Here is a 24,117-nt window from a genome sequence, read left to right as displayed (position 1 = left end):
ATTACATTAAATTATTTCGCTTTTTCAATAGTAATTGAAGCGCCTTGCCAATTGGTTCGTCAAGCCTTAAAAGTTGATAGGTAATAGCATTGGTCAGGAAAATTTCTTTAGTTCTTTTAATGGATTTCTCCAGGCTGTCCAGGTAATTTTCCCGAGCTTCTTTAGCATCTATTTTCATTCGGGTACCAGTTTCCAGATCTTCAAAAGTAAGCGAGCCCTTGTAATTAAATTCTAATTCATTTTTGCCCAAAAGGTGCAAAACCACCACTTCATTGCGCGGAGTTTTCAATTTGGTAATTACATTGGTTAATTCAGAAGTTTTCTCATGTAAATCTGAAATAAAAAATATAAGTTCTTTATATCTCCTGTCATGTAGTTTTTCAACGGCATTTGCATTTTTTGGCCACTTTCCTTCAGTCTTAATATTAATCAACTCCCGCAATAACCTATTAAAATGCCTTTTCTGAACTTGGGGGTAAAGTGCCTGCAATTGGTGGTCATTTACAGAAAAAAGTCCAATGGCATCCCCCTGTTCACGGGCCAGCCAGGCTAAAGAAGCGACTAAAACCCGAACATAATCCATTTTAGTAATTCCGGCTTCCTCGTGTTCCATAGACCTGCTGGAGTCCAGAATAAATTTCACCGAAACATTGGTCTCTACTTCAGATTGTTTAATGTAATATCTACCGGAGCGAGCAAGCATTTTCCAGTCTAGTAGGCGCATGTCGTCTCCCGGCTCATAACCCCGATACTGACTAAATTCCATTCCGCCCCCCAACCTTTGGCTATGGTTTAAGCCTGAAAGATAACCATCTACAATCACCCTGGCGATAAGTGCCAAACCACTTACGCTATTGATGATCTCGGATTTTAATAACTGGCGATGATCCTGCTTCACTCGTTAATCGAGATTTATCCCGATAATTATCGGGACTTAGGGGCTTGCCCCAAAAATTAAACAATCCTTTACTATAAATGCCTCTTGAGCTTGCCGTGAGACAGTTTACTTATTTTTTACTTTTCAGCTGGTATTATTGATTTTAGCAATTCCCGGGTTACATCATCTGAAGTTATTCCTTCGGCCTCTGCCTTAAAATTAACGATTACTCTATGACGCAAAACCGGGTAAGCACAATGCTCCAAATCCTCCATCGTTACTGCCAATCTTCCCTGTTGTAAAGCTCTGGCTTTCGCAGTAAGAATCATTGCCTGCCCTGCTCTTGGCCCTGCTCCCCAATTAACCCACTCTTTAACAAAATCGCTACTACTGTTTTCAGGACGAGTGGCTCTAATAATCTTGCTTACATAAGAAATTAGCTCATCACTTATAGGTACTTCCCGTACCCATTTTTGGAGTTTTAAGATTTCCTCACCATTGAGAATTGGGGTAACTGTTTTCTTGTTAATTCCTGTGGTATGCTTTAAAATTTGATTTTCCTGAATTTCTGTCGGGTAGCCAATTTTAATATAGAAAAGAAACCTGTCCTGCTGCGCTTCGGGTAAAGGAAAGGTTCCCGATTGTTCTATTGGGTTTTGAGTTGCCAAAATAAAAAACGGACGCTCCAACTTATAAGTCTTCCCGGAATAAGTGACTTCAAACTCCTGCATGGCCTCCAAAAGTGCGGCCTGAGTTTTTGGTGGCGTTCTATTAATCTCATCGGCAAGAATAATATTTGCGAAAATTGGCCCTTTGTTGAATTCAAAGAATTTCTTTCCCGTAGTATGGTCTTCTTCCAAAATTTCAGTGCCAATAATATCTGATGGCATCAAATCGGGAGTGAATTGAATCCTCTTAAACTTTAAGTCTATCGCCTGGGAAAGTGTTCTTATCATTAAGGTTTTCGCCAAACCGGGAACACCTTCTAAAAGTGCGTGCCCACCCGCCAAAAATGTAATAAGTAACTGGTCCACGGTATCCTCCTGCCCAATAATAACCTTAGCAATCTCAGTTTTTAAGTCTTTAAGTTTGCCGGTAAGCATTTTTACTTCCCGGTCTAAATCGGCTAATTGCTGATCCATATTTTCATCTTATTATAAATTTACTCGATAATCGAGATTTAAATATTCCGTCCCGAGCCATCGCGATATCTCGAAATCATTTTTTTTCAATTTATGTCTCTCAAGCTTGCATCGATAGTTTACTCAAAAGAATGAACTTAAAATAGGTTTCCAATTTTATTGCTAATATTGCGTCCAGCAGCCTGCTGGCTGGTTAAGATGTAAGTGCATACATCACAATATTCACCCCAAAACGGGTATTGTCTATTTTATAAAATCGTTTATTTCTAAAATCATAATCCCATTCGCAACCGTAATCTTTGTTGCTGTAAAGCACGCCAATCCTTCCGTTTATTACAATGGCCTTTAAATATTCGTGTACCAAATCGTCTCCCCAGCCATTCAGTTCTTGGGAAGTAGTTGGCGGACCATCTTCAAACTCAAAAAACACATTGTAAATTTCGTGATCATTAGGAATTTTTTTCAATTCTCCCGGGCCAAAAATCTCTTCCATTTGTCTTTCAAAAGATTTGGCGAAAAGCCCATCTATATCGTGATTACAATCATCGGCAAAAATAAAACCTCCATTTTTTACATATTTTTCAAAATTCTCTTTCTCCTTTGCTGTAAATTGTACCAGTTTATGCCCTGAAATATAACAAAACGGACATTTGAAAATTTCGTTACTACTTAACGGAACAATATTCTCACGGGTATCTACCTCGAGGGTGGTATACTCCACCAGGGAATTCAGCAAATTGGAAGGCATCCTTTGGTCCACATCCCAATCTCCCGATTCATATTGAAGCCTGGTAAAAAAAAAGCTATTCATTTTTAATGTATAATGTATCTTGAATATTGTGTAATGTTTATTGCCGTGAATTCACGAATAATGTTTTTAAACCTCACCTAATTAATAGTTAGACTCCGCATCTCTCAAAAAGTAAAAAAATAGACTTCAATTTATTTAGCAATTCGACTTTTTTCTCCCGCAAGGTCTTAGAAACCTTGTTAGTCTGCAAAAAATCAGAGATTCAAAATTGACAAATTCATCAAAATAAAACTGGTTGTAATGAAAACTCCACTACAACCAGTTTTTAAAGATCTATAGATTTTAAACCGCGTCTGAAAGACTGGTAAAAGTAAAGTCCCTTACTTTCATATATGGAACTAAATTTCCATTAACCCTAACCTGTTCCCCTAAGGTTTCCAGGTTATTCAGCATAATAATTGGGCTTTCATTAAACCTGAAGTTTTTAACCGGGTATCTTATTTCCCCATTTTCTATATAAAAGGTTCCGTCACGGGTAAGTCCGGTATACAGCAAAGTTTGCGGGTCTACACTTCTTATGTACCACAACCTGGTTATTAGAATTCCCCTTTTCGTGCTTTTTATAAGTTCTTCACGAGAAGCATTGCCCCCTTCCATAATAAAATTAGACGGATAAGGAACAGGCTCTACGCCCTTCTGGTTTGCCCAGTATCTACTATAAGCCAGGTTTTTCACCACTCCATTTTCAATCCATTTCATCTTTTTAAGCGGCATGCCCTCACCGTTCCAGGTTGAGGTTGGCACATCGGGATGTAAAGGGTCGCTCCAAATATTTACACGTTCATCTACAATCTTTTCGCCCATTTTAGTCCCGTCGTCTTTAGACATAAAGCTTCGACCTTCATCGGCAGTACGGGCGTTAAAAGCACCAGACATATTACGTAGCAAATCTACGGCCGCAGCCGGTTCTAAAATTACGGTATATTTTCCCGGTTCTATGGCCCTTGCCTCCCGAGACATCACTGCTTTATCTATCGCTACTTTTGCTGCTTCTTCAGGCTTAAACTTATTAATATCATTGTAATCACGTGTTACCCAGCCTGAGCCTGTACCGTCATTAGTTCTCATAGTCACGGTAAAATCCACATTTGTAGATTTATTATAAGCGAAAAGCCCGCTAGAATTCATCATCGCGCTAAATCCGGCAGAATCGTTAAGAAAACCGGCGGCGGTTACGTCTTTTTCAGAAGCAGGGTTAATACTTTTCGCAGCAACCTCAGCACGGTATTCTGGAGTAATATTGGCCGTAGACTCAACAAAGCTTATAGACTCATCGTAGGTTTGTGGGCCAAGTGGCGTCATAAATTCCGGATTTTCGGGAGCAAGTTTTGCTAATTCTTCAGCTCTTTTCACCACGCTTTTTAATGATTCATCATCAAATTCATCTATGGTGGCCGTTCCAGATTTTTTTCCAAAACTGGCTTCAACTGCCAGTGTTTGATTAGAGCGGTGTCCTGAAGTGGAAACCGTATTACGGGCATAACGTATATTTCCACTTTCGCTACCCCCCATATTAATTACACAGGCATCTGCAGTAGAAAAACTTAAAGCCTTTTCCATAATTTGCCTGGCTTCTTCTTTTGTATATATTGCCATTTCTATATTTCTTTTTTAGTCCAAGTTAATGAGTACCTCCGGGGCAGGCCCAAGAGTTATGAGTTCGAAAAATATTTTCACAGTTTCGAGGAAAACCTCGGAAAATTAAACTCCCAACGAGGGGTTATACACTTCTACCGGTATTGATCACGTTTACCCCGTCAAACCTGGAAGTTGAACTTCCGTGAGAAACGGCACTAACCTGCGAAGGTTGGCCTTTGCCATCGAAGAATGATCCGAACATACGATAATCGCTTTCGTCACAAATTTTAGAACAGGAATTCCAGAATTCCTGGGTGTTAGACTGGTAAGCTACATCGTCTAGCATCCCCACAATCTCTCCATCCTTAATTTCGAAAAATACGGTACCGCCAAACTGAAAGTTATAACGCTGCTGATCTATGGAATATGAACCGCGCCCGGCGATATAAATACCTTTTTCTACGTTTTTGATCATATCGTTTATAGAGTACTTTTCTTTCCCCGGCTCTAATGAAACATTAGGCATACGCTGAAATTGAACATCATTCCAGCTTTGTGCATAACAACAACCATGAGATTCGTTTTGGTCTATCATATGCACCTGATCGCGAATAGCCTGATAATTGGTTAAGATTCCATTTCTTACCAGGTCCCATTTCTTGGTCTTCACCCCTTCGTCATCAAAACCTACCGCCCCAAGGGAACCCGGTTGTGTTTTATCGGCCACAAGATTTACAATATCACTTCCGTATTTAAAATCACCCGATTTCCATTTATCTAAGGTTGCAAAACTGGTACCGGCATAATTCGCCTCATAACCAAGTACCCTATCTAGCTCTAATGGATGACCTACAGATTCATGAATAGTTAGCCCCAAATGATTTGGTTCTAAAACCAAGTCGTACTTTCCAGGCTCTACAGATTTAGCTGAAAGCATTTCTTTGGCCTGCTTTGCCGCTAAAGTGGCATCTTCTACCATATCGTAACTGTTGCGATACAACTTTAATCCGCCGGGACCTTCCAGTTTTTCAGATTCCAGACCATCCATATACTCGTAGCCCATGCCCATTGGAGCACTCATCGCCGAGCGGGATTTAAATTTTCCGGCCTCCCGATCTATAGCAGTAACACCAAATGTTGGCCAGATTCTATGTATGTCCTGGTCTATATAAGAGTCTTCGGTTGAAGCAAAATATTTCTGCTCATTTACCATAAAAAGTGCTGAATTAACAAAGTTTGCCCCATTATCAAGAGCCGCAGCATTCGCGCTAAGCAATAAGTCTACTTTTTCTGAAACCGGAACTTCTTTAAAGTCCTTTTTAATTGGAGTTTTCCAGGAAACTTCACCATGTGATTCTACAGGAGCAAGCTTTACCGGCTCTTTCTGAATCCTGGAATTTGCCTTAGCAATGGCAACAGCTTGCTGAGTAGCTTTCATAATACCATCTTCGGTAACATTATTGGTAGAGGCAAAACCCCAGGTACCATTGGCTATTACTCGAATCCCAATTCCAAAAGACTCAGTATTTACAACGTTTTGAACTTTATCTTCACGAGTAAAAACGTATTGATTTAGATAGCGGCCTATTCTAGCATCTGCATAAGTAGAACCAAGAGATTTGGCTGTGTTTAATGCTACATCGGCAAGCCTTCTTTTGGTAAGAATATCCATACCGGGATGTAAAAGTGCCTCAGCAGAAACGTTGCTTCCCATTAGATAGGAAGGAAGCATCAAAGCCCCTGTGCCCATACCGGCTAATTGAACGAATTTTCTTCTTTTCATAAAAAATCTTCTGTTTTTAGATTGAATGAATCACTTTTCAATTATTAAGAAAAGAACCACTAAATATTTATAATTTAACGAGATCGTAAATTATTTAAAAATGAAACAAGACTAATTTTTAGAGCGATTATTCTTAATAAAAGCCTAAAATAACATTTTTTATAAATACTTCACAACAAAACACCCGAAATAGTGTTAAATTTAAAATGAAGCACAAAAACCTATAATAAATATGTTGAAGATTTAGTTGCTTTAATATTTATTAAAGTTTTTTAAAGTGATCTTGAGAACAAGTACTAAATTAAGTTTAGGGACAATGCCAAAATGCCGCTCACTTATTATTACCCTTTTTTATCTATTACATTTTCCAAAACATCCCAAACATTATTGGCCACTATTTTATAGCCCCGGGCCGTTGGGTGAATCCCATCTTGCTGGTTTAACTTTGGGTCTCCGGCCACCCCTTCAAGAAGAAACGGAATAAGTGCTACATTGTTTTTTTGGGCCAGTTCGGGGAAAATGTTTCTAAATTCTGAAGTATACTCTTCTCCCATATTTGGCGGAATTTGCATTCCGGCCAACACAATTTTAGTATCAGGATTTTTCTCTTTTACGGTGTTTATAATATCCTGAAGATTCTTACGGGTTTCTTCTAAAGGAATTCCGCGTAAACCATCATTGGCTCCAAGTTCTAAAACAAAAACATCTACATCCTGATTTAAAACCCAATTGATCCTGTTTTTCCCACTAGCAGTAGTTTCCCCACTTAATCCTGCGTTTATCACCTCAAAATCATAATCCAGCGAATCCAACCTGTTTTGAATAAGGGCCGGAAAAGCCTCAGAAGGCTCTAAACCCATTCCTGCTGTTAGGCTATTTCCGAAGAAAAGAATCACGTTTTTTTCACTTGTCTGAACTTCAGTTTCAGTTTGAACTTCTTCAGCAGTATTTTCACCTGATTTTTTATCGGTATTTTCTCCGCATGAAGACAGAATAAATACCGATAAAATCAAGTAGTAACGAACCAATTTTCTCATAGCAACAGTCTTTATAATCAAATGATTTCCTTATTTTGCCTTAATTCAAAAAAGACAATAATAAGTTCTAAGATGGCAAAGATATTAAACGTTCGCAACCTGGAGAAAAGCTATTCCAGCGGATCTAAAAAACTAAAAGTATTACAGGATATCAACTTTGAAGTTGAAGAACAAAAAACCTTTGCTATTGTTGGACCTTCTGGAAGCGGCAAAACCACCCTTCTTGGGCTTTGTGCCGGCTTAGACAGTCCCGATGCTGGTTCTATTAATTTATGCGGAAGCGAACTTAGCACCCTGGGTGAAGATAAAAGAGCGCTTTTGCGCAACCAACATATTGGATTTGTATTTCAGGATTTTCAATTACTTCCTACGCTTACGGCATTAGAGAATGTGGCCGTGCCACTAGAACTGCAAGGCAACAAAAATGCTTCTAAAACAGGAAAGGAATTATTGAGAAAAGTAGGTCTGGGCGATCGCATACACCACTATCCCTCCCAACTCTCGGGCGGAGAACAACAAAGAGTGGCTTTGGCACGCGCTTTTTCTACACGACCTTCTATTTTATTTGCAGATGAACCTACCGGAAACCTTGATGCTGAAACAGGTGAAAAAGTAGAGCAATTACTTTTTGACCTCAACAAGGAAGCAGGAACTACGCTAATTATAGTTACCCACGATCTTGAGCTGGCAGAGAAAACCCAGCATATTATTAGACTTAAAGGAGGCAGAATTATTGAAAACCGGGAAAAACACGTGTAATGAGCAACAACAAAACTTATAAACCGGGTTTTCCCTGGCTCATAAAAATGGCTTGGCGCGATGGTAAAGCCAGTGCCAGAAAGTTATCTCTTTTTATGGCTTCTATCGTCCTGGGAATCGCTGCGGTAGTTTCAATTCAATCTTTTGGTGAAAACTTAAAAGACAATATCGCCCTACAGTCTAAAGCGCTAATGGGTGCCGATTATAAAATAGATAGCGATAAACTACCCAATGAACGAGTTATACAAATTATGGATTCTCTGGGAGGCCCCAAAGCCCGTGAGATCAAATTTGCTTCTATGGCCGCTTTTCCGCAAAGCGAAGCCACAAAATTAATGCAGGTTAGAGGCATTGAAGGCGGTTTTCCTTTTTATGGCGAACTGGAAACCCGGCCCGTAGATGCCGCAAAAACTTATCAGGAAAAAGAAGCTGCTTTGGTTGATGCTACCGTAATGCTTCAATTAGGCATAAAACCGGGCGATAGTATAAAGATTGGTAAAATAACTCTACCTATTGCCGGGGCTTTAAATAAAGTACCCGGAAGTGCGGCTATTTTTAGCTCGGTAGCGCCACCGGTGCTTATTCCCTATAAATTTATTGAAGCATCGGGCCTGGTACAAACCGGTAGCCGTATAGATTATGAATTCTATTTTACAGCGCCTCCCACTACCGATATGGAAAAATTGGATGAAACCCTGGACCCCATGCTCGATGCCCAGGACGCCGATTTAGATACACATACCTCAACAAGTGACAGGCTGGGAAGACGATACGCAAACTTTGGAAAATTCCTTAACCTGGTGGCTTTTATAGCATTGTTACTGGGGTGTGTAGGAATTGCAAGCGCTATACATATTTATATAAAAGAAAAATTACGCGCTGTAGCCGTCTTAAAATGTTTGGGAGCCAGTAAAAAGCAAACTTTTCTAATTTATCTTTTACAAGTAGCTTTTATAGGCTTCATTGGTGGGGTTTTAGGAACAATACTAGGCCTTGTACTCCAGCAATTATTCCCTTGGCTTTTAGAAGGATTACTTCCAATAGATGTAGCGATTAACTTTTCTTTTCCGGTGATTATCATGGGGATTTTACTTGGCGTCTTTATGTCGGTTTTATTTGCTCTTTACCCTTTAATCGGGACGCTTTATATCTCGCCCTTACAGGCATTACGTGTGGTAAAAGAGGAGACCAAAAAATCGCGTAGGGCAATTATCCTTGTTTCTTTAGGCATCTTTTTATTCATCTTTTTGTTTTCGCTTTGGTTATTAGAAGACTGGAAATATTCCCTGAGTTTTGTAGGTGGTATTTTAATCACCTTTTCTATACTTGCCGGGGTAGCTTACTTATTTATGCAAGCACTACGCAAATATTTCCCACATAAATGGGGGTTTGTAGCAAGACAAAGTTTGCTAAACCTCTTTAGACCCCAAAACCAAACCCTAACCCTCGTACTGGCCATTGGAGTAGGTACTTTTTTAATAAGTACCTTATATTTTACTAAAGATCTTTTACTGGCCCAGGCTTCTATAGAATCCCAGGCCAACAGTCCTAATATGATTCTTTTAGATGTACAAAGTGATCAGCAGGAAGCAGTAGCCCAAACAATAAAGGCTCAGGAATTACCGGTTTTAAACAATATTCCTATTGTGACTATGCGTGTACAGAACATCGCAGGGAAACCGGTTAATGAGATAAGGAAAGACACTAGTTCTCAAATTAACAGATGGGTTTTAAACCACGAATTCCGCGTTACCTACCGTGATTCTCTAATTACTTCTGAAAGTATTGAAAGTGGAAAATGGACGACAGAAGCAGGTGATATTAATCCTGTGCCGATTTCCATAAGCAATAATTTTGCCGAAGATGCTAAAGTTGGCGTTGGAGATGAGCTGGTCTTTAATGTGCAGGGTGTTTTGCTAAATACGGTTGTAGGAAGCGTTAGAACAGTTGACTGGTCACGAATGCAATTGAATTTCTCCCTGGTATTTCCAGAAGGTGTATTAGAAGATGCCCCACAATTTCACGTGCTAACCACCAAAGTCCCCGGAGAAGAAGAATCGGCTCAATTACAGCAGGAATTGGTTAAAAAGTTCCCCAATGTTTCCATTATAGATCTTCGGCAGGTGCTAAGTGTTATAGAAGATATTTTAGGCAGAATTTCATGGATCATTAATTTTATGGCATTTTTTAGTATTCTCACAGGTGTTATTGTGCTTTTGGGTGCGATAAGGACCAGTAAATATCAGCGTATTCGGGAAAGTGTGCTGTTGCGTACGCTAGGTGCAAAAGGCAAACAAATCCTGAATATTAATGCTTTAGAATATATTTATTTGGGCGTGCTTGGGGGGCTTTCCGGAGTACTCTTGTCGCTACTTGGCAGTCAGCTACTGGCGTGGTTGGTCTTTGAATCAGCATTTACGCCGTCGTTATTTCCATTTTTAGTCTTATTTCCGGGAATTGTTTTATTGGTATTAATTATTGGTTTAAGTAATAGTTTGAGCGTAATTAGAAAACCACCTTTAGAAGTTTTAAGAAAAGAAGTAACCTAAGCTACCTGGAAGCATTACATTAAAATTATCGAGTAAAATTTATATCTTTAGCTGAATGGAATATAAAGAAGGGAATTATAAATAGTCTACAAGTGAATATTTTACACCTTAGACGCTGAAAAAAATTCGGCATAACACCATAAAAAATATAAATTAAAATCTGTTTACTATGAAGAATCTACTTTTTGCCCTACTAGGTCTGGCTTTCGGTTTTCAGGGAATAGCCCAGGAAAAATATCTTTCTAAAGAAATTCAAATAAAAATGGCAGGTTTGGCTGCGCCCGAAGAAGATAGGGCTAACATTACTGTTTACGGATATGATAAAGAAGGAAAAGTAGTTTTACTAAAAGAAGGAAGCAACAACCTGGTTTGCATTGCAGACGACCCTGGCATGAATGGTATTTCAGTAAGTTGTTATAATAAAAAACTTGAGCCGTTTATGTCTCGCGGCAGAGAATTAAAGACTGAAGGAAAAGATATGATGGAGCGTCGTGCTATACGACAAAAAGAAGTAGAGAGCGGCAAACTAAAAATGCCCGATGCGCCAAGTATGACTTATATACTTACCGGAAAGGAGGCGAATTTAAATCGCGAAACCGGGGAACTTAAAGATGCAAAATTACGCTATGTAATTTATATGCCTTATGCTACCACAGAAGAAACAGGGCTACCAGATAAGCCACACACTCCCGGAATGCCATGGCTTATGGACCCAGGAACCCACCGCGCTCATATTATGATTACCCCGGCAGATAAAAATTAGACATTTCTATTGAAAAACTTATTCCTGAATATTCGCCTCTTTATATTTAAAAAAGAGCCGCGAAATAGGAATAAGCATTAATGCTGAAGTAAAGAATAGGATAAAAGATATTTTTAAGTTAAAAATATGTGCCAAATAACCCACAAGTGGTGGGCCTAAAAGCATTCCCACAATAGCATACGTACTAATAATAGAAATAGCCATTCCCGGCGAATATTTTTTAGAGGTGCCGGCTAGGAGAAAGGTCATGGGGATTACTGAGGCAACTCCTATACCAACTAAACAAAATCCGATTATTGCGGGCCAAAAATAAGGAAATACTACCATAAGCAAAACCCCCAGGCAGACCAGGCTGGCACTTATTAAATAATTCTTTTTCATTCCTATTTTTTCCACAATCCTATCAGAAAAAAAACGGGAAAGAGCCATAAAAACCATAAATATTAAATAACCAAGGGTAAACACATCTTCTTTTACCACTTCTTTAAAGTAAACACCGCTCCAATCAAACATTCCACCTTCGGTAATTGCGGCAAGAAAAACTATAAAGCCAAGATACATGGTAGGCTTATCCGGTTTTCCGAGTCGGAGTTTATTTCCCTGGCTAGACCTATCTTTTTTCAGTAAAAATGAGAAAGCTGCAAAAGCAAGAAGAAGCGTAAAAATAGCTACAGCAGGTAAATGTTTATAAATAGGAACCTCCAATTTCACCAGTAAAGTAGAAAGCGCAACTCCTAAAAGTCCGCCACTACTCCAAAGCCCATGAAAAGAACCTATAATTTTTCTTTTAAAAGATTTTTGTAAGGTGATAGATTGAGTATTGATGGCAATATTAAAAATCCTCATTGAAAAAGCGAAGAAAAAGATCCCCGCGATAAGCAGAACAAGTTTATGGGCCAACCCAATAAGAACAAGCGAAATGGCCAAAAAGATATAGGATACCATTAAGGGATATCTACTTTCAAAACGCGACACTAGCCATCCTGAAACCGGAAGCCCAATAAGAGAACTTATAGGCATCACCATTAGTAAGTTTCCTAATTCTGCTTCATTAAGTTCGAATGCCATTTTAATAGTAGGAATTCGGGAGGCCCAGGTAGAAAAACAGAACCCAGATAAGAAAAAATAGGTACTTAAAGCAATTCGTTGTTGAATTTCGACTTTCATTTTTAAAATTTTCAGATATAAAAATTGCCGTTTATTATATTTCAGCAAAAGAAATAAAACTTGTTTTAGCTCACAATAAATTAAAGTTGCCTGTGGCGGTAACGAATAGTCCTTAATTTCCAATGCCCCATTTTATAGTATAGAAAAGCCGCAATGGCCGCAATAAGATTAGAGATAGGAAATGCCCACCAAATACCTTCAAAAGAAAGACTGGTATTATTGGATAAAACAAAAGCCATAGGGAAACGAATAATCCAGAGGGCAAAAACCGAAATTAACAAAGAGGCTTTTGTAAAGCCGGCACCATTAAACACCCCATTTAACACCTGCTGAACGCCAAGCACACCAAAACTGGGTGCCATAATTTTAATAAATAAAGATCCGTCTCTAATTACACCGGGGTCATTGGGAACAAAAAATGCGGTAATAGGTTCAGCTAAAAAGAAAAGAATCAAGCCAACGGCGGTTAAGCCAAAAAAAGCAATTTTAGTACTTAAGTTCCCTATTCTTTCGGCACGCTTTATTTTTCCAGCTCCTATATTCTGGCCTACTAAGGTGGTAGTGGCCATGGCAAAACCAAGTGCCGGTACTACAATAAGACTTAATATTCTACTTCCAATACCGTAAGCTGCCACAACTTCGCTCCCAAAACTGGTTACCAACATCACCATAACCGTCATTCCAGCTGCCCTGGTAGACATCTCCATACTGGAAGGAATACCTATATTGAACATTCTTCGTGTCCAGGGGAAATCGAATTTCATCTCGCTAAAATTAATCTTAATCCCTCTTTTACCCCTAAAAAGAATAAGTAAACCGGCTAATGCCGATAAACCCTGGGTTACAACACTGGCTACCGCAGCCCCGGCCACCCCAAACCCAGGAATAGGGCCGAATCCAAAAATAAATAGCGGATCTAATACTAAATTTAAAAATACCGTAGCCAAAACCACATACATGGGTAAGAGCACATTTCCAATTCCCCGCATTAAAGATTGGAACACATAAAACATAAACAGAAAGATGAAACCCAAAGAAGAAACCTGAAAGTAGCTTACCGAATCACTAAGTATTTCGGGGCCGGCACCTATAAGTTTCATTAGTGGTGTTGAAGAAAAATAGCCCACAATAGCCAACAAAACCGATATAAAAAAGATTACAAAAACAGTTTGCGAAGAACTGTAATTTACCTCAGCCTGGTTTTCGGCTCCTTTATGTTGCGAAACAATTACGGTTCCTGCCAATGTTAAACCGGCACCCAACGAAAGGATTAAAAAAAGGATAGGAAAACTTATACTTACCGCTGCAACGGCATCGGCTCCTAATCTCCCCAACCAAAATGTATCTATTAACTGGTATGCGGTTTGTAATATATTTGCCAATATAATAGGCCAGGCCAAATTAGCCAAAGAGCTAAAAATCTTACCTTCGGTATATTTTATGGGTCGTTTTTTCTTTCGCAATTTTCTGAAAATTTAAGCCTTGCAAGTAAAGAAAAATATCTCCCAACTTAATACTTCAATTTGCTTTTAACCATTTCTTAAAAGTATTTTACTCGATACAAGAGAATTAATGATTTTGTAGCCGTTTTCTACCTTCATTTTTTAAGAAAATCCCGTAAGCTTAGCACGAGCATTTTAAAAACACCCAACAAAAAACTTTTTATACTCCAAATATGTGGTAAACTGACATTGCTCATACAAAACCTACTATATACACAGTAAGTTTACCATAGTATGGAAAAGCAAAAAAATGAATTATTATGAAAGCTACAATCTCACTAAAAGAACTCAATTGCAGAAACTGTATAACATACATTACCCAAAGATTGTCTAAAATTAAAGATATTTATGATATCTCGGCTAACGAGAAAGAAGCCAGGGTTTCCTTTATTTATAAAACTGAATTTGCCGCATTGGAGGCTGTAGGTATTTTAAATTCTTTTCGAAAGTCAGAAAATGAAGATCAATGTGACAAAGACCTAAAAATTGCTTAAATTCAGCAAAAACCATGCATTATGAATTTATTGGGAATGATTGGGGGTACCTCCTGGCACTCTACTATAGAATATTACAGGCTTTTAAATGAACTTGTTGGTGCAAAGATTGGCACACAACAAAACCCGCCTTTACTTCTATACAGTCTCAATGTTCAATTAATGCGTGAAAATGATGCTGAAAAAATTAAAAACGCTTATTTAGGTATTGCTAGAAAACTTGAAACGGCAGGGGTTAAAGCTGTAATTATTTGTGCTAATACCCCCCATATGGTTTTTGATTTTGTACAACCTAAACTCAATATTCCAATACTTCATATTGCTGATGCTATAGCCAAAGAGGCTAAACAAAAAGGGTTTAAAAAACTAGGGATTTTAGGCACAAAACCAACAATGCTTGGTAATTTTTTATCGGGTAGATTAAGAGAAGAGCACCAAATAGAAACTTTAATCCCTGGCGATAGTTATATTGATAAAACCCACAGGTTTATTTCAGAAGAACTTACCCAGGGAAAATTTACCGATAAGGCTAAAATTTTCTATTTAAAGCAAATGCAATTACTAAAAGAACGAGGCGCTGAAGCAATAATTTTAGGCTGTACCGAGCTCCCCATGCTTATTAAAGAAAATGATACTGAAATTCCGCTTTTAGATACTACCAGGCTTCACGCAAAAATGGCTACCGAATTTATTTTAAAAGATTAAATATTTTTAAACCTGAAGCCATCGGGTAAACTACCTCGGACCAGGCCCACGAGGTATTTGTTGGAAACAAATATTTAATTTAGAGGGGACCTCGAGGTAATATACTTTTGGTGCTGCCAATAAAAAAAAACAACCTGATTTATCCCTACCTAAACCAGATCACGACCTTTTTATCCCAAACAAAATATTATACCAAATTTATCCAGAAAAGAGCCTGGACACAATACCCTAATAAGGGTATATTTTCTTTTTTAAAATAGACTTACTTTTGGTTCTTCTATAAAACTGATTATTTTAAATATACAGTGAACACCCCTATTTAAATCAAATGGACCAAAATCTCACTCAAATAAAGAAAGAAATTTATGACAGGTGCAATCTTAAAATTTCTGAGTTTAAAACTGAATTAGAAAGCAAAGAATACGATGCCTGTCAATTTAAATTAAACGATCTACATATACTAAGCAGAAACGCGAAAGTTACCCCTAAAAAAGCGGGGCAATTTGTGACATTTTGGAAAAGAATTGGTAAGGGACCAATTGAGCCATTTAACCATGATGACAATATTGACTTTTTTGTAGTGAACAGTCGAACCGGTGAAAGGTTTGGACAGTTTATATTCCCTAGGTCTATTTTGATAAAAAAGGGTATCATCTCAACCAAAACAAAAGAAGGAAAGAGAGCTTTTAGAGTGTATCCTAAATGGGATCTTGTAAGGAGTAAACAAGCCGAAAAAACCCAAAAATGGCAATTAGATTATTTCTATGAAATATACAGCAATACTAATCTTAAAAAAGTAGAGCAATTGTACCGCGCAAAGTAAACTACCTAAAGGCAAGCCTAAGAGGCATTCGTTGGAAATAAATTTTTAATTTCGAGGCAGGTCTGGGAACTTTATATCTGGATCATCGAGTGAAGACCAAAAAGAAATCCCGTGAGTTATTTCTTTTAGTTTGAGAAATAATTCACGGGATCTAACCTATTTAAAAGACTTTTAATATAGAACTCTAAAACGTATGGTTCCTTTAAGACCTTTTAAGTCTTTTATAACCGCTTTATCGTAACGTTTGTCAATATCTGTAATTACATAACCAATGGTCTCATTGGTTTTTAAATATTGACCTTCAATATTAATATCATGCCCGGCAAGAATTCTATTGATTTCCGCTAAAATACCAGGCCTGTTTTCGTGAATATGTATAAGCCTATGTGCATTCTGCAGTACAGGCAACTGTAAATTAGGGAAGTTCACAGAGTTAGTAGTACTTCCGGTATTGATATATTCAATAATTTTTCCCGGAACAAAATTTCCAATATTTTCCTGGGCTTCCAATGTACTACCTCCAATGTGTGGCGTTAAAATTACATTAGGTAAATTCCTTAATTCTGAAACAAATTCTTCATTATTGGTTTTGGGCTCCTGCGGATAAACATCGATACCGGCTCCCATAATTTTACCGGACTCTATATTCTTTTTAAGCGCCTTAATATCTACCACATGCCCACGGCTTAGGTTTATGAAGGTCACATTATCCTTCATGTAACCAAATTCCTTTTCCCCAATTAAGTTTTTATTTTCTTTTCTTCCGTCTACGTGAAGCGATACAACATCTACGGTCTCTAAAAGTTCTTTTAAGGAATTGCACTTGGTAACATTACCCATTGGCAACTTTTCTTCAACATCATAGTAATATACGTCGAAACCAACAGATTCTGCCATTACAGAAAGTTGTGCCCCAATATTACCATAACCTATAATTCCAAGTTTCTTTCCGCGGGTTTCAAAACTATTATTAGCCGATTTATCCCATTTACCTTCATGCATTAACCTCATCTTATCTGGAAGGTTACGCATTAGCAAAATAATCTCTCCTATAGCCAGCTCTACAACCGATCTTGTATTACTGTAAGGTGCATTAAATACCGCAACTCCTTTCTTTAAACAAGCCTGAAGATCTATTTGGTTAGTTCCTATACAAAATGCTCCTACCGCAATTAAACGGTTTGCATGGGCCAGAACTTTTTCGGTTAAATGGGTTTTAGATCTAATTCCTATAATTGAAACATCTTTTATCTTCTCACAAAGTTCATCTTCATCCATGGCACCGGGATGTACCGTTACATTGTAACCCTCTTTTTTCATAATATCTACCGCGTCTTGATGTACGTTTTCAAGAAGTAAGACATTAATTCTGTTTTTAGGATAAGAGATTGCTTTGTTCATATTATGTACAAATAAAAATTCGTCTAAACTTGGTGTGATATGGTCTGCTTTTTCAAGAATATTTGCTCTTTCCACATTTTCGGTAAAAGCATAAAACTTATTAGCAAGACCTGCAGCTTTAATTTCGTAATCGGTATAACCATCTCCAATTACATAAACATCACCTTTTAGGTTTAATTTTTTAAGTTGTTCTACTTTCCCGTTATTAGAAGATAGAACATTATTGTGATCAAAACTTATAATATTGCCCTGTTCATCATATTCAAAAGTATTGGCAAATACATTTTCGGGTTTAACACCGTAAGGTGCTACAATAGGCACGATAAATTCTTTAAAACCATTTGAGAGAATATAAATGTTTTCGTGATAATCATTAAAAAACTCCCGGTTTCTAACAAAAGAAGAAGATACCCTTTCTTTTAGATTTTCTACCAAATCTGGTAAATGACTCTTATTGGCTTTTAGTAAACGCAGGCGTTCCACAAGAGATTCTCTAAAAGACATCTCGCCTTTCATTCCCTTATCTGTTAAGGCTTCAACCTCGGCAAGGTTTTTATTTTTATCGGGATCGTTTGCCAGGGAAATCTCGCCTAAAACATCAAGGGCTTCAACCTGGGTAAAGGTACTATCAAAATCTATTACAAAGTGCTTATTTTCACTCATATTAAAGGTGCTGTAAAATGAACCCTAAAACTACTATTTTTAGTAATCTTATTATACTTATTTCAGGAAAAATACGAAGGGAAAAACCTGGTGATCTATAGATTTTAATATTTCATAATATGCATCAGAATAAAATAAAAAGCTGTTAAAATCCAGAGAATTTTAGCTTATAAAATTGAAGTTTTATTGATTTTTAAAACAAAAAGATTTAATACAAAACTGAAAAATTAAAAATCAGGACACAAAAAAATGCCTTTACCCAGGAATTTCTTCCATAGTAAAGGCATTGCAAGAACTTTATAGAAGTATTGTTACTCTACAATAAATTTACCTTTCATCACAGAATAGTGACCAGGAAAACTACAAATAAAGTCGTATTCTCCGGCAGCGGGAGCTTCAAACTCAATGGTTACTTCTTCCCCGCCACCAATCATTTTGGTATGTGCAATAACAGCATCTGTTCCTTCAGGAATATAATCGTTATCCTTGGCCTGAACCGCTTTCTGTCCAAATTCGTTAATTACCGTTCCCTGAGTTAACAATACCCAATTGTGCCCCATAACGCTTTTTTCCATCTCTCCCACATGCTTTAAAGTAAGCCTAACGGTTTGCCCGGCTTTTACCTTAATTTCGTCTTTATTAAAACGCATTTGGTCATTCCCCTCAATACTTACCTCTACTACATCTGCATCGGCAGCATCACTGCTTGATGAAGCTTCTTTAGTAGTAGTTTCAGATTTTGGGCTGGCACCGTCTCCAATAGTTATTTTATCTTCTTTTTCTTCTTTCTTATCACCACATGCAATCATTGCCACGGCTCCTAAAATCAAAACAGTTTTGCTTAAAAATCTCATTCCTAATTTTTTAATATTTGTATTTCGTTTTTATGTTCTACTTCAAAGATAATTTAATTTTAGTAGCTAATATAAACATTCAGGTTTTTTATGAAATCAATAAGAAATACCGGGATTACAGGAGTCATTATTTTATCAAAATCACTTATCTTCATACATTAAAATTAAAACCACAATCCATGAAAAAAAGAATTATAAAAAGCCTGGGAGTATTTGCTTTGGTTGCAGGACTTCAGGCTAATTCTCAGGAACAAAATCAAGCAACAAACACTATGGATAATATTTTACTTGCTGAGTGGAGCGGCCCCTATGCAGGGGTTCCGGCTTTCGATAAAATGAAAGTAGAGCTGGTAAAACCGGCAATGCTTAAAGCCATGGACGCACATCTTGCCGAAATTGATAAAATTACCCAAAATCCCGAACCGGCAACTTTTGCAAATACCATTGTGCCGTTTGAAGATTCTGGCGATCTTTTAAGCCGGGTATTCACCTACTATGGGATTTTTAGCAGCAATATTTCCAGTCCCGAATTCAGGGAAGTACAACGGGAACTCTCTCCCGAAATTTCTGAATACAGTTCTAAGATTTCTCAAAACACCGCCCTATTTGAAAGGATTAAAACAGTTTATGAAAATTCACAGGAAAATCCGCTACCGGCTCCCGAGCAACGTGTAATTGACCTTATTTACGAAGAGTTTGCTATGGAAGGTGCCAATTTAAATAAAGAAGACAAAGCGCGTTATGCTGAAATAAACAAAGAGCTGTCTGAACTTTATACCAAGTTCTCTAATAATGTTCTTGCCGAAGAGGAAAATTACATTGTTTATTTAACCGAAGATCAACTTAGCGGACTTCCGGAATCTTATATTAAAGCTGCGGCCAGCACGGCTGAAGCCAATGGTGAAAGCGGAAAATATGCCGTAACCAACACGCGCTCTTCCATGGATCCTTTTTTAACCTATTCAGATGAACGTGAATTAAGGGAACAAGTATGGCGTAATTATTATTCGCGTGGAGACAATAATGATGAATTTGATAATAATGAAGTTATAAAAAAGATCCTGAAACTTCGTGACGAACGTGTAGAGTTGTTAGGCTACGATAATTTTGCCCAATGGCGATTACAAAACCGCATGGCAAAAAACCCTGAAAATGCGATGGAGCTTATGGAAGCAGTTTGGCCGGCCGCTCTTGCCCGTGTTGAAGAGGAAGTAAAAGATATGCAAGCGGTTGCCGATCGTGAAGGCGCTAATATTACCATTAAGCCCTGGGATTATCGCTATTATGCCGAAAAAGTAAGGAAAGAGAAATACGACCTGGACAGTGAAGAAGTAAAACAATACCTTGAATTAGGTAACCTTACCCAGGCTTTATTCTTTACCGCAGGAGAACTTTTTAATTTTGATTTTAAACCTGTGGAAGAAGGAAGTGTTCCTGTGTTCCACGAAGATGTAAAAGTTTGGGAAGTGACCGATAAAGATTCGGGGGAACTTATTGGACTTTGGTATTTAGATCCTTTTGCCCGCCAGGGAAAACGTTCAGGTGCCTGGGCAACTACTTATAGAAGCTATTCTGAATTAGAAGGTGCAAAACCCGTATTGGCATCTAACAATTCTAACTTTATAAAACCGGCTCCCGGTGAACCCGTTTTGGTTTCCTGGGACGATGCCGAAACGTTTTTCCACGAATTTGGACACGCCTTGCACTTCTTAGCAGCAGATATTAAATATCCAACCTTAAACAGCGGCGTTCGTGATTATACAGAATTTCAATCGCAGTTGTTAGAACGTTGGTTATCTACAGATAAAGTGATAAATCGTTATTTAAAACATCACGAAACCGGAGAGGTAATTCCAGACGAACTGGTAGCTAAAATTAAAAAAGCAGCCACTTTTAACCAGGGCTTTGCGACCACCGAGTTTTTAGCTTCGGCTTTAATGGATATGAAATATCATACTACAGATCCCGAAAAAATCGAACCTAAACAATTTGAAAAAGAAACCCTTGACGCATTGGGAATGCCAGATGAGATAGTAATGAGACACCGTTCTCCACATTTTGGACACGTTTTTTCAGGGGAAGGTTATGCTACCGGGTATTACGGCTATTTATGGGCAGACGTATTAACCTCTGATGCTTCTGAAGCTTTTGCAGAAGCTCCCGGCGGATTTTATGATGCAACCCTTGCCGAAAAATTGGTAAAATATCTTTTTGCCCCAAGAAATGCCATGGACCCCGCTGAAGCTTACCGAAAGTTTAGAGGTAGAGATGCAAAGATTGATGCATTAATGCGTGATCGTGGTTTCCCGGTTCCTAATTAAACTTATATATTCCCACATAATACTTCGGGTTACCCGGAGTATTATGTTCTATTGTTATACCGTAATATTTAATATAAGCTTTCAATAGCTTAAATAAAATAGGCTAAAAAAATGTAGTAAGTAACCACAGAAAATTTTAGTCTATCCTCATAAAAACTTATATGATATTAAAAAGAATTACATTTTCACTCCTAATACTCTTAGTGATTTCGTGTACCAAAGAAGAAGAGACTGATGATTTAAATAATAAATTTGACTTTAAGTTTACTGCCAATATGACTAAGGGTAATATTTTAGATCTATTTACATTCGAAATAATTCCTGTTAGTAGCAAAGAAGTTACTAAACTGGATTTCTCCAGAAAATATGACTCCATAATTTTTAAAGTTGAAGGATTATATGGCAGCTTTACAGTTTTTGAAAAAAATAGCCTCTCCTATAAGTGGTCTCATAGCTTCTATTTACCTAAGCAATATGATGCAACACTAATTGGATACAAGCAAGGAAGCATTATAACTGAAAAAGCAATACCTATAGAAGTTAAAAATGAGAAGGATTTTTTAAACGTAAATTGGAATTCTTTTTCTCAGGTTTCAAATACGGGTTACATTAATTTACTAAGCAACAACACTCTAGGTATTTTTCAAAAACTTGAAGATTCTCTCCCGCTTGTAGTTTTAAATAACTACTGGGAAAATATAGATTATTATGATCTTGTAAATAAAAAACTTATAGAAAACGAAAAGGAGACCTACTTATATAAGTACATGGTAGAGCTATACGCCAGCCCTCAATATTCTTATTCTGAGACACAAGATTTAAAACAAATTTACAAAAAACACTTTACAGTTCCTTTAGAAGATAAAAAACCGCAACATATTTGGCTGACAGCAAAAAATAAAATTGTGCTATTTAAAGACGAGGTAGAAACTGGCAATAATTTTGTAATAGATAACCAAATTTATGCCCAACCGAGATAATTTTTTAACCACTTAATGCATTACTGGTAAACTACCTCGGAGTATTATACCATATTGGTGATGCCAATAAAATCTTTTTCACTTAGATTTAACAAAAAAGCCATCAGCGAATAACTGATGGCTTTTTATGTTACTTAAAAAGTTCTGCTTAGAACATCTCTCTACCAGAGAAGTGGAAAGCAGCTTCAATCTGTGCGTTTTCGTCGCTATCACTTCCGTGAACAGCGTTTTCACCAACAGATTTCGCGTATTTTTTTCTTATAGTTCCCTCAGCAGCATCTTCCGGATTTGTCGCTCCTATTAAAGCTCTAAAATCTTCTACGGCATTTTCTTTTTCTAACACAGCCGATACGATTGGCCCGCGAGTCATAAACTCTACCAACTCCCCAAAGAAAGGACGCTCGTTATGTACTGCATAAAACTCCTGAGCATCAGCGGTAGTCATTTGAGTCATTTTCAAAGCTACAATTCTAAAGCCTGAACTGGTTATTTGTTCTAATATTGCACCTACATTCCCGGCTTCAACTGCATCGGGCTTTATCATGGTGAATGTTCTTTTTCCTGCCATTGTTTGGTTTTTTAAAATTTTGGCAAAAATAAATAAATAAGCTGCATTTACAAGTTCCTTTCTATTTTATATGCTTTTAGCTTTCAGGCAGCTGCATCATTAAAGTTATTGTTTGTTAATCTTTATACTTTACTAAATATTCTTGCTGAAGTTTATTTCCAACGCCGCGCATTTCCATCTTAACTTCACCTGAAGCAAAATTAAACTTCAGCAAACCATAACTTAAATCGCTTACCACCTCTCCTACTCTGTATTGGTTGGGCTCTCCACTAAAATCAGTATAAGAATGCGTTAACCCGCTAGAGGTAAAATCTACCAGCGGATAATCCAATCCGTTTATTTTCTTTTCTGAAAACTCTGAAATATGCCTGTCGCCACTAAGCAGAATTACATTTTTAGCTTTAGAAGTTTCTATAAGCTTTTCCAATTTTTCTACTTCTGCCGGGAAATTAGCCCAGGTCTCAAAGCCATGTTCTCCAGAAAGCACCTGAATAGATCCTAATATTAAATTATAATTGGCAGTACTGTTATTCAATTCCTGTTGCAACCAATTCCATTGCTTTTCACCCAAAATAGTTCCTTCATAGTTAATTTTATAGCGTTGGCCCGGTTTCTCACTAGCTTCTAAGGGCGACCTAAAATACCGGGTATCCAAAACAATTACTTTTATAGTTTTGCCGTCTTCCTTAAAATCTTTAGCGTGATACACCCCTTCTCTTTCACGACGAGGATCACTCTTTGATACATCAAAGAAATCGAGAAACAACTGCTGACTTTCCTTTTTATATTCCCATTCACGGCCACCATCGTTTTTACCATAGTCGTGATCGTCCCAGGTGCCTAAAACCGGCGTGGTTTCAATTAAGTTTTGGTAGCCTTCATTATTTTTCTGCTTTTCATAATCGGCTTCCATTTTAGTCATGTCTTCGGTATCAGCATAAATATTATCTCCGCCCCAAAGAAACAGGTCCGGACTTTCCTGCAGTATCGCGTTCCAAAGTGGCTGTGGTTTATCCTGCCGGTTGCAACTTCCAAAAGCAATTATATAATCGCAGCTTTCAGTGGCGCTTTCCTTTCCATTTTGGGAAGATTTGGAATTGCTTCCGCAAGAAACCAATAGAAAAAAGCTAATTAAGATTGAGATTATTCCTTTCATTTTTGTTGATTTGTGAATTGCAAAAATAAAGATTGCTTTAGTAAGCCGGTATTAATAAATTGTATATTTATTGGCTATTACAAAAAATCACCTCGTGGCAATCGTATTAGGTACTAAAAAATTAGATTTCCTGGTAAGCCACAAAGTATTTAAACCTTCATTATTGAAGAAAGATTATTTTTTT

The 24,117-nt window shown here is 37.5% G+C and carries 20 protein-coding genes; 8 read left to right on the top strand and 12 right to left on the bottom strand.

From position 1 onward, the window contains the following. Position 1 precedes the first annotated feature (1 nt). The 6 genes from I6U49_RS07210 to I6U49_RS07185 all read right to left on the bottom strand — a co-directional run bounded on the left by I6U49_RS07210 (position 2) and on the right by I6U49_RS07185 (position 7,228). Positions 2-898 carry a DUF58 domain-containing protein gene (locus I6U49_RS07210; RefSeq protein ID WP_198628149.1) on the bottom strand — a complete coding sequence of 299 codons (897 nt, stop codon included), beginning with the start codon at positions 896-898 and terminating at the stop codon, positions 2-4. A gap of 116 nt (positions 899-1,014) precedes the next feature. Further along, the gene (locus tag I6U49_RS07205; RefSeq protein WP_198628148.1) at positions 1,015-2,019 is read right to left on the bottom strand and encodes an AAA family ATPase; all 1,005 of its coding nucleotides are present in this window, start codon (positions 2,017-2,019) and stop codon (positions 1,015-1,017) included. Between the two features lie 193 nt (positions 2,020-2,212). Next, positions 2,213-2,830, bottom strand: coding sequence for a DUF4159 domain-containing protein (locus I6U49_RS07200; RefSeq protein WP_198628147.1), 618 nt, complete (start codon positions 2,828-2,830; stop codon positions 2,213-2,215). A gap of 282 nt (positions 2,831-3,112) precedes the next feature. Beyond that, entirely contained in the window at positions 3,113-4,426 is a 1,314-nt protein-coding gene (locus I6U49_RS07195; protein WP_198628146.1) for a TldD/PmbA family protein, read from the bottom strand. Between the two features lie 124 nt (positions 4,427-4,550). Then, positions 4,551-6,191, bottom strand: a complete 1,641-nt coding sequence (locus I6U49_RS07190) for a TldD/PmbA family protein (protein ID WP_198628145.1) — start codon at positions 6,189-6,191, stop codon at positions 4,551-4,553. Between the two features lie 341 nt (positions 6,192-6,532). Then, entirely contained in the window at positions 6,533-7,228 is a 696-nt protein-coding gene (locus I6U49_RS07185) for an arylesterase (RefSeq protein WP_198628144.1), read from the bottom strand. A 72-nt stretch (positions 7,229-7,300) separates the two neighbouring features. Between I6U49_RS07185 and I6U49_RS07180 the strand changes: the two genes are divergently transcribed. From I6U49_RS07180 to I6U49_RS07170, 3 genes are all read left to right on the top strand, one after another. Then, positions 7,301-7,987: an ABC transporter ATP-binding protein gene (locus I6U49_RS07180; protein ID WP_198628143.1), complete on the top strand. Its 687-nt coding sequence runs from the start codon at positions 7,301-7,303 to the stop codon at positions 7,985-7,987. Beyond that, positions 7,987-10,536, top strand: coding sequence for an ABC transporter permease (locus tag I6U49_RS07175; RefSeq protein WP_232804653.1), 2,550 nt, complete (start codon positions 7,987-7,989; stop codon positions 10,534-10,536). Before I6U49_RS07180 ends, I6U49_RS07175 begins: the two co-directional genes overlap by 1 nt. Before the next feature lie 169 nt (positions 10,537-10,705). Then, a complete protein-coding gene (locus tag I6U49_RS07170) occupies positions 10,706-11,299 on the top strand; it encodes a hypothetical protein (RefSeq protein WP_198628142.1) in 594 nt (197 codons plus the stop codon). Between the two features lie 18 nt (positions 11,300-11,317). Here the strand turns inward: I6U49_RS07170 and I6U49_RS07165 are convergent, their stop codons facing one another. Next, complete coding sequence (locus I6U49_RS07165) at positions 11,318-12,466, bottom strand: MFS transporter (RefSeq protein ID WP_198628141.1); 1,149 nt, start codon at positions 12,464-12,466, stop codon at positions 11,318-11,320. An 80-nt stretch (positions 12,467-12,546) separates the two neighbouring features. Further along, a complete protein-coding gene (locus tag I6U49_RS07160; RefSeq protein WP_198628140.1) occupies positions 12,547-13,929 on the bottom strand; it encodes an MATE family efflux transporter in 1,383 nt (460 codons plus the stop codon). 299 nt (positions 13,930-14,228) lie between these two features. Here I6U49_RS07160 and I6U49_RS07155 point away from each other — a divergent pair, with 299 nt between their 5' ends. From I6U49_RS07155 to I6U49_RS07145, 3 genes are all read left to right on the top strand, one after another. Then, complete coding sequence (locus I6U49_RS07155; RefSeq protein ID WP_193711784.1) at positions 14,229-14,462, top strand: cation transporter; 234 nt, start codon at positions 14,229-14,231, stop codon at positions 14,460-14,462. A 21-nt stretch (positions 14,463-14,483) separates the two neighbouring features. Then, complete coding sequence (locus I6U49_RS07150) at positions 14,484-15,167, top strand: aspartate/glutamate racemase family protein (RefSeq protein ID WP_198628139.1); 684 nt, start codon at positions 14,484-14,486, stop codon at positions 15,165-15,167. Positions 15,168-15,495: 328 nt separating this feature from the next. Continuing rightward, positions 15,496-15,990: a MepB family protein gene (locus I6U49_RS07145; RefSeq protein WP_198628138.1), complete on the top strand. Its 495-nt coding sequence runs from the start codon at positions 15,496-15,498 to the stop codon at positions 15,988-15,990. Positions 15,991-16,161: 171 nt separating this feature from the next. Here the strand turns inward: I6U49_RS07145 and serA are convergent, their stop codons facing one another. Both serA and azu read right to left on the bottom strand, forming a co-directional pair. Beyond that, positions 16,162-18,054, bottom strand: a complete 1,893-nt coding sequence (serA, locus tag I6U49_RS07140; RefSeq protein ID WP_198628137.1) for a phosphoglycerate dehydrogenase — start codon at positions 18,052-18,054, stop codon at positions 16,162-16,164. Positions 18,055-18,365: 311 nt separating this feature from the next. Beyond that, positions 18,366-18,908 carry an azurin gene (azu, locus tag I6U49_RS07135; protein ID WP_198628136.1) on the bottom strand — a complete coding sequence of 181 codons (543 nt, stop codon included), beginning with the start codon at positions 18,906-18,908 and terminating at the stop codon, positions 18,366-18,368. A gap of 179 nt (positions 18,909-19,087) precedes the next feature. Between azu and I6U49_RS07130 the strand changes: the two genes are divergently transcribed. Further along, positions 19,088-21,229 (top strand): M3 family metallopeptidase, encoded by a 2,142-nt coding sequence (locus I6U49_RS07130; protein ID WP_198628135.1) that lies wholly within the window; start codon positions 19,088-19,090, stop codon positions 21,227-21,229. 161 nt (positions 21,230-21,390) lie between these two features. Next, positions 21,391-22,209 (top strand): hypothetical protein, encoded by an 819-nt coding sequence (locus I6U49_RS07125; protein ID WP_198628134.1) that lies wholly within the window; start codon positions 21,391-21,393, stop codon positions 22,207-22,209. Positions 22,210-22,357: 148 nt separating this feature from the next. On the opposite strand, the gene I6U49_RS07120 is transcribed toward I6U49_RS07125, so the two are convergent. Next, entirely contained in the window at positions 22,358-22,777 is a 420-nt protein-coding gene (locus tag I6U49_RS07120) for a nucleoside-diphosphate kinase (protein WP_193711791.1), read from the bottom strand. Positions 22,778-22,892: 115 nt separating this feature from the next. Then, positions 22,893-23,933, bottom strand: a complete 1,041-nt coding sequence (locus I6U49_RS07115) for an alkaline phosphatase D family protein (RefSeq protein ID WP_198628133.1) — start codon at positions 23,931-23,933, stop codon at positions 22,893-22,895. Between the last annotated feature and the right edge of the window lie 184 nt (positions 23,934-24,117).

It is taken from the genome of Salegentibacter maritimus (genome assembly GCF_016236915.1).
GTDB classification, from domain to species: domain Bacteria; phylum Bacteroidota; class Bacteroidia; order Flavobacteriales; family Flavobacteriaceae; genus Salegentibacter; species Salegentibacter maritimus.
Note: the sequence above shows the minus strand (reverse complement) of the source record. Positions and strands in the feature narration are given on the sequence as shown.

Coding starts and splice junctions, on each gene's coding strand:
- I6U49_RS07205 (WP_198628148.1), bottom strand. CDS start 2,019: ATGGATCAGCAATTAGCCGATTTAGACCGGGAAGTAAAAATGCTTACC.
- I6U49_RS07200 (WP_198628147.1), bottom strand. CDS start 2,830: ATGAATAGCTTTTTTTTTACCAGGCTTCAATATGAATCGGGAGATTGG.
- I6U49_RS07195 (WP_198628146.1), bottom strand. CDS start 4,426: ATGGCAATATATACAAAAGAAGAAGCCAGGCAAATTATGGAAAAGGCT.
- I6U49_RS07190 (WP_198628145.1), bottom strand. CDS start 6,191: ATGAAAAGAAGAAAATTCGTTCAATTAGCCGGTATGGGCACAGGGGCT.
- I6U49_RS07185 (WP_198628144.1), bottom strand. CDS start 7,228: ATGAGAAAATTGGTTCGTTACTACTTGATTTTATCGGTATTTATTCTG.
- I6U49_RS07180 (WP_198628143.1), top strand. CDS start 7,301: ATGGCAAAGATATTAAACGTTCGCAACCTGGAGAAAAGCTATTCCAGC.
- I6U49_RS07175 (WP_232804653.1), top strand. CDS start 7,987: ATGAGCAACAACAAAACTTATAAACCGGGTTTTCCCTGGCTCATAAAA.
- I6U49_RS07170 (WP_198628142.1), top strand. CDS start 10,706: ATGAAGAATCTACTTTTTGCCCTACTAGGTCTGGCTTTCGGTTTTCAG.
- I6U49_RS07165 (WP_198628141.1), bottom strand. CDS start 12,466: ATGAAAGTCGAAATTCAACAACGAATTGCTTTAAGTACCTATTTTTTC.
- I6U49_RS07155 (WP_193711784.1), top strand. CDS start 14,229: ATGAAAGCTACAATCTCACTAAAAGAACTCAATTGCAGAAACTGTATA.
- I6U49_RS07150 (WP_198628139.1), top strand. CDS start 14,484: ATGAATTTATTGGGAATGATTGGGGGTACCTCCTGGCACTCTACTATA.
- I6U49_RS07145 (WP_198628138.1), top strand. CDS start 15,496: ATGGACCAAAATCTCACTCAAATAAAGAAAGAAATTTATGACAGGTGC.
- serA (WP_198628137.1), bottom strand. CDS start 18,054: ATGAGTGAAAATAAGCACTTTGTAATAGATTTTGATAGTACCTTTACC.
- azu (WP_198628136.1), bottom strand. CDS start 18,908: ATGAGATTTTTAAGCAAAACTGTTTTGATTTTAGGAGCCGTGGCAATG.
- I6U49_RS07130 (WP_198628135.1), top strand. CDS start 19,088: ATGAAAAAAAGAATTATAAAAAGCCTGGGAGTATTTGCTTTGGTTGCA.
- I6U49_RS07125 (WP_198628134.1), top strand. CDS start 21,391: ATGATATTAAAAAGAATTACATTTTCACTCCTAATACTCTTAGTGATT.
- I6U49_RS07120 (WP_193711791.1), bottom strand. CDS start 22,777: ATGGCAGGAAAAAGAACATTCACCATGATAAAGCCCGATGCAGTTGAA.
- I6U49_RS07115 (WP_198628133.1), bottom strand. CDS start 23,933: ATGAAAGGAATAATCTCAATCTTAATTAGCTTTTTTCTATTGGTTTCT.